We start from the raw sequence: 6,149 nt of genomic DNA on the forward strand, positions 1-6,149 counted from the left end.
CCCTAGGTTTCGATTAATTAAAACCCAATTTTTTTTGATCCAGGCATCTTATTGTGAACCTAATTATCCTTCTAATGAAAAAATCAATAATCTTCTTAAGCATCTTTATTATTTCAACGATTGTAATGAATGCTCAAAATGTAGCTCAAACAGGTAAAAAAGTTAAAGATCAAAAAGTGTCTTCGGATTATGACCGAAACTCAATGACCTTTTATTATCTGGATTTTAATGAAAATCACAGCGATTTGGTAAAACAAAAATTTTCGTCATTTGTAGTACCTGATAAATTCTATGATAATACTTTGGATGTAAAAATCCTGAAAGTGCTAAAAGACAGAGCTTCAATAACCACCACTTCGGTATTTGCGAAACAAATTAACACGGCCAGTCTGGATGATGTGTTAACTGAAAACAAAACCGGACAAAAATTGATTTCGAAATGGTTTAGCCGCACCAATGGACAGTTTGGCGTTGACCTGCTAAAAGAAAGAGGAATGTATAATGCTACTGATGCAGATTATGTGGTTGCTCAGGCATCGAAGAGGGGCAAGGCAGCATTGATGGATATGGGAATGAACCTGGTAGATAAATCGTTTGTTTTGATGTTTGATTTTTCAAATGTCATGACCATGAATGAATACTATGAAAAGAACAAAACAGAAGCTAAGAACCGCACCAGCAATGGTTTTATGGCCGATGTTACAGGGTACTTGTATAAACTGGATTTTAACGATTCTGTCGCTGCGGTATTTTTTCAGGATTATTGGATTGGTGAAAATGACCCAAATCGTGAATCAAAAATAAAAGCTTTCGAATCAACTTCTTTCCCGCTGAAGTTGGTATCCACTTTCACACAGCCGCTTTCTGCATCTCAATTCAATCCCGGACAAAAGCTGGCCCCTAAAACACAAAAAAGCAGCGATCAACTTATGCAGGATTTGGTGAATTCAGGAATGAATGGGATCATCACGAAAATAGAGAATAAGTTCGATGAATTCAGGGTAAAAGCATTTGTAACCGGAGTGAGGCCCATCACCTCGAAAATTGGAAGAAAGGAAGGTTTGAAGTTTGATCAGCGATATTTTGTATACGAAAATATTCAAACCAATAGTGGCGAAACTATTACAAAAAGAAAAGGTGTTGTTAAGGCAATAAAAATTTCGGATAATAGAGACATCACCAGTGGCGAAACCCAACCCTCTCAATTCTATCAAACCTCAGGATGGAAAATTGATAATTACGGAATGTTCATGGAACAAAAAAATGCAGTAGGAATCAACCTCTTTCTAGGATTGACCAATACAGAATTTACCGGTTTTGCAGGTCGTGCCGAGTTTTATATATCAACACTGATTTATGAAGGAGCGGTGAAGAAAGGCAGATCAGGCTTGCTAAGTTCGCTTCATCTCTATATAGAGGGAGGATATGATACGCAGGAAAACCTGAATACGGAATATAATTTCTTAAAACTTAGCGCCGGTTTTGGAAAAGAATTATATCCAATTCCAAACTTCCATATTGCCCCATTTGTTGGATATGGATTGGAAAAAGCTAATTGGGATAATGCAGCAGATAACAAAATATCGAGCCAGTTTGTGGAAGGCGGGGTACGTGCAGGGATAAACGCTACTTATAATATCCAGCTAGTAGGATCCGTTAATTACAAATTTGTTCTTTTCTCCGAGGAACAAGATAAGGATGGAACCAAAGTTATGGATATAACTTACGACGATACATTCCCAGATCGGGGCGGAATAGGGTATTCATTTGGAATTCGATTTATGTTTTAATATAAAACCAAAGAATTATGAACCAGAAAATGATTAATCTAAGTATTGTTTTTGTTTTTATATTTTCGTTGAGCATGAGTGCTCAAACAAAAAAACAAAAGAAAATGGCCGGTTATTTAATAACCAACTATGAAGTGGAATGTATGGGTACAGGAATGGATGGCACCCAATTGGTAAAAATCTGGGGTTTTGGAAATAAACCTGAAAAAGCAGTTTATCAAGCTAAAAAAAATGCAGTTCATGCAATCATGTTTAAAGGCATATTAGCGGGCAAGCCCGGATGTATGCAGCGTCCGTTGATTAGCGATCCGGCTGCAACCGAAAAACACAGCGAATATTTCGACCTCTTTTTTGAAGATGGCGGAAGGTATTTGCAATTTGTTTCGGAAACCGGAGATGGAACCATGGACAGAATTAAAGTTTCCAAGAAGGATTACAAAGTAGGAATTGTGGTTTCAATCAGGCATTCAGCTTTAAGAACGGAGTTAGAAACTGCCGGGATCATTAAAAAATTAGGAACCGGATTTTAAAACTTAAAACGTATGAAATAGCCATGAGAAATAAATTTTCACACAAACCAAGGATGATTATTTCATGGCGTATTCCCTGTCTGCCGACAGGCAGGCATCTAACCGAATTAATAAATTATAAAAAAATAAACAGATGAAAAGGATATTCTTTTTACTTCTCATGGTTATAATCACCATAAGCGTCTTTTCTCAGGCTAAAAAACCTACTATCATGATTGTTCCCAGCGACAACTGGTGTATCAAAAATGGCTATTCAATTACACGCGACATCATGGGAAGTGCACGAACTTTTCCGGATTATCGGATGGCCCTCCAACAAGAAACTGATCTGCTTCTGGTTATCGGAAAGATCAACACATTGATGGCTGATCGTAGTTTTCCGTTGAAAAACCTGGAAAGTGTTATGAACACCATTGAAACCCAAGGTGCTGAGCTTAGTATGCTGACAAGCAATTCGGGAAGTGATATTGCCGAAACTCCTATTGATGTCTTAAAAAGGACAGCAAATGCCGATATCATCATTCAATTGAACTATGTTATAAATCAAAGCGGTCCGAAACGATCCATCACCTTCATGCTTCAAGGGATCGATGCTTATACCAATAAGCAAATTGCCGGAGCCCAGGGTACAGGCGAGCCTTCTTTTGCAAGTGAAACAGCAATTTTACTTGAAGAAGCCGTTCTCGCGCATCTGGATAATTTTAATGCAAGATTACAGGATCACTTTAATGATTTGCTGACCAATGGACGTGAAATTGTTTTTCAGGCAAGGGTTTGGGATAGTTCCCCATTTAATTTAGAAGAGGAATTTGATTGGAATGGTGAAACTTTGGAATTGGGTGAGATCATTGAAGATTGGGTATCAGCCAATACCGTTGAAGGCAGGTTCAATACCTCAAATTATACCGAAAATCAAATCTTATTCGAACAGGTAAGAATCGCTTTATATGATGATCGTAACCGTGCACAGGATACCCGAAGATGGATCAGGGATTTGAGAACACTTATAGGCAATCCTCCATTTTCATCCCCTGCCAAGATTTATACCCGTGGTTTGGGTGAAATTTGGCTGATTATCGGTGAAAAATAACATTTTTAATCATTTAAACTTTTAAAGATGAAAAAGATACTTGTTTTATTGATGTTGCTGCCAATCATTGCTTTTTCGCAAAACAATTATGGTTCGGCCAACGATCAGGACCGGATTGCATTAACGGTAATTATTCCTCCCGGAGTTGATGGAATTCCGGAGCATGCCAGAAGTTTGCTGCAAAATAAGCTTGACCAGGTTGCTTCACAAAATGGGCTTGGTGGAATTTCCGGAAGTCCAAGATTTGCACTTACGGCTAAAATGTCGGTGATGACAAAAGATATCACCCCAACCCAACCCCCGATGGAAGCCTATACTTATGGTATCTATTTGTATATCGTCGATATTGTGGAGCAAACCATTGTTTCGTCTACTTCAATTATAACGAAAGGGGCGGGGACCAATGCGAACAAAGCTTATACCAATGGGCTTAAACCTATCAATCTGAATAATAAAGAAGTTAAAGATTTTATGCAGGATGGTAAGCGTAAAATCATTGAGTATTATAATTCAAAATGTGATTTTATTATTTCCAGAGCGAAATCATTGGCTTCTCAAAATCAGTTTGGACAATCACTTGCCTTGTTATCTTCTGTTCCGGATGTTTGCAAGGATTGCTATATGAAGTGTATGGATGAAATAGGCCCCATTTATCAGGATTATATCAATCACGACTGTGAAGCCTATGTAAACATTGCTTCAGGATTGTTTGCCGCGAATCCAAATACTACAGGTGCCGTTGATGCAACTGCCGTGCTTTCATTGATCGATCCTGATTCTGATTGTTTCAAAAAATCGGGTACGCTCATCTCGAAAATTGAAAAGAAAATGAGAGAAGACGAAAAACGTGATTGGAAATTTATGGAAAGGGTTTGGGGCGATAATGTGAAACTTGAAGCAATGAGAATTAAAGCTTATCGGGATGTCGGAGTTGCATTTGGACAAGGACAGCAACCTACTTATCAAAATATTTTGTGGGTATTTTAAGCCCTAAAAACAAATGAACCGGAGCTTTTTTCTCCGGTTTTTTTGTTTTGGAATCTATCTTTTATGGGTTAATGGATGCGCAAAACGGATAACATCTTCAGGAGTGATTACCTTATCGCATAAAATAGCCAATCGTTCTAAAACATTCCTGAATTCACGGATATTGCCGGTCCATTCAATTTTTTGAAGTTCTACGATGGCTTCATCACTAATCTGCATGATTGCTTTTCCTGCCTGCGAGCTGATGTCTTCAAGAAAATGATTTGCCAATATTGGGATATCTTCTTTACGCTCTCTTAATGGTGGAACCCTGATTAAAATAACACTCAAACGATGATAGAGATCTTCACGGAATCTTTTATTTTCAATTTCTTCGTTCAAATCCTTATTTGTTGCTGCAATAACCCGCACATCAACCGTTATGTCTTTTTCTCCGCCAACGCGCATGATTTTATTCTCCTGCAAAGCCCTTAATACTTTTGCCTGGGCAGAGAGACTCATATCACCAATTTCGTCGAGAAACAAGGTGCCACCATGAGCAAGTTCGAAATTTCCTTTACGTTGTTTAATGGCAGAGGTGAATGAACCTTTTTCGTGTCCGAATAGGTTACTTTCGATTAGTTCACTAGGGATAGCCGCGCAATTTACTTCTACAAAAGGAGATTTTGCTCTTTTGCTTTTTTCGTGAAGTGCACGAGCCACCAATTCTTTTCCTGTTCCATTTTCACCGGTAATTAAAACACGGGCATTCGTTGGTGCCACCTTTTCAATCATTTCTTTAACCTGCGTGAGAGCCTCAGATTCTCCGATCATATCCCATTTCCTGCCAACTTGCTTCTTTAGTACTTTTGTTTCGCTAATGAGCTTGGATTTGTCCATGGCATTGCGAATGGTTACCAGTAACCGATTCAAATCAGGAGGTTTTGAAATATAGTCGTATGCGCCTTTTTTAATGGCTTCAACAGCAGTATCAATGGTGCCGTGACCGGAGATCATAATGATAGGAGTATCCGTTAATTCGAGGGTTTTTGTTAAAACTTCCATGCCATCCATGTGTGGCATTTTGATGTCACAGAGAATAACATCATATTCATTTTGACTTATTTTTTCAAATCCAATTACACCGTCTTCAGCATCATCAATGAGGTATTTTTCGCTTTCAAGTATATCCCGTAGGGTGTTTCTGATGCTGCGTTCGTCGTCGATTATAAGTATTCTGGCCATGATAAAATTTAAATGTATTCAAAGATAAGCATTAATCAGCAGTAGGTTTATTCGTGAAACTAAATTTTTATAAGTGCTAGCGTTATAAAAATTCTAAGTTAAACGCCTGCCTGCCTAAACAGCAGTACAGGCAGGAATCCCGATAGTGCAGCGTATCGGGATGAATGAGACTAACCTACTAGCGTGTATTTCTTCACAATTTAGGCAACAATTATTTGAAGATTTTTAATAAAGCTAAGAAATTAAGATTGTTTTTCCTTTTCACCATAAGAAGTGTATAAATAAGAAGTCCTTTACAATAAGGTTGCAATAAAACTTTTAGCATATTTTTTGTTTTATTATCTGTGCTTTTCCTTGATGAAAAGCACCAAAAATCAAGTCTTACAGACCTAAAAAACAAGCTCTATTCCTTGTATTGCATGTCGCGATCCAAGTCGTTTGATCTTTGTCTTTTAGGTTTCTTATCTTTTTTAATTTGTCGATTATTCAAAGTCGAATTTTTGTTAAATCTTCTGGATCGCTTGAATA

Annotated in this window: 5 protein-coding genes; 4 read left to right on the forward strand and 1 reads right to left on the reverse strand. The window is 37.8% G+C overall.

Annotated elements, in window-relative coordinates; translation table 11 throughout:
• Positions 1-74: 74 nt before the first annotated feature.
• From KKG99_06260 to KKG99_06275, 4 genes are all read left to right on the forward strand, one after another.
• Complete coding sequence (locus KKG99_06260) at positions 75-1,790, forward strand: hypothetical protein (protein ID MBU1012588.1); 1,716 nt, start codon at positions 75-77, stop codon at positions 1,788-1,790.
• A 17-nt stretch (positions 1,791-1,807) separates the two neighbouring features.
• Complete coding sequence (locus tag KKG99_06265; GenBank protein MBU1012589.1) at positions 1,808-2,320, forward strand: hypothetical protein; 513 nt, start codon at positions 1,808-1,810, stop codon at positions 2,318-2,320.
• A gap of 133 nt (positions 2,321-2,453) precedes the next feature.
• On the forward strand, positions 2,454-3,410 hold the full coding sequence (locus KKG99_06270) for a hypothetical protein (protein ID MBU1012590.1): 957 nt from the start codon (positions 2,454-2,456) through the stop codon (positions 3,408-3,410).
• 27 nt (positions 3,411-3,437) lie between these two features.
• Entirely contained in the window at positions 3,438-4,397 is a 960-nt protein-coding gene (locus KKG99_06275) for a hypothetical protein (protein ID MBU1012591.1), read from the forward strand.
• A 54-nt stretch (positions 4,398-4,451) separates the two neighbouring features.
• Here the strand turns inward: KKG99_06275 and KKG99_06280 are convergent, their stop codons facing one another.
• Positions 4,452-5,621, reverse strand: coding sequence for a sigma-54 dependent transcriptional regulator (locus tag KKG99_06280; protein MBU1012592.1), 1,170 nt, complete (start codon positions 5,619-5,621; stop codon positions 4,452-4,454).
• Positions 5,622-6,149: the final 528 nt, after the last annotated feature.

The organism is Bacteroidota bacterium (assembly GCA_018816945.1).
Lineage (GTDB): Bacteria > Bacteroidota > Bacteroidia > Bacteroidales.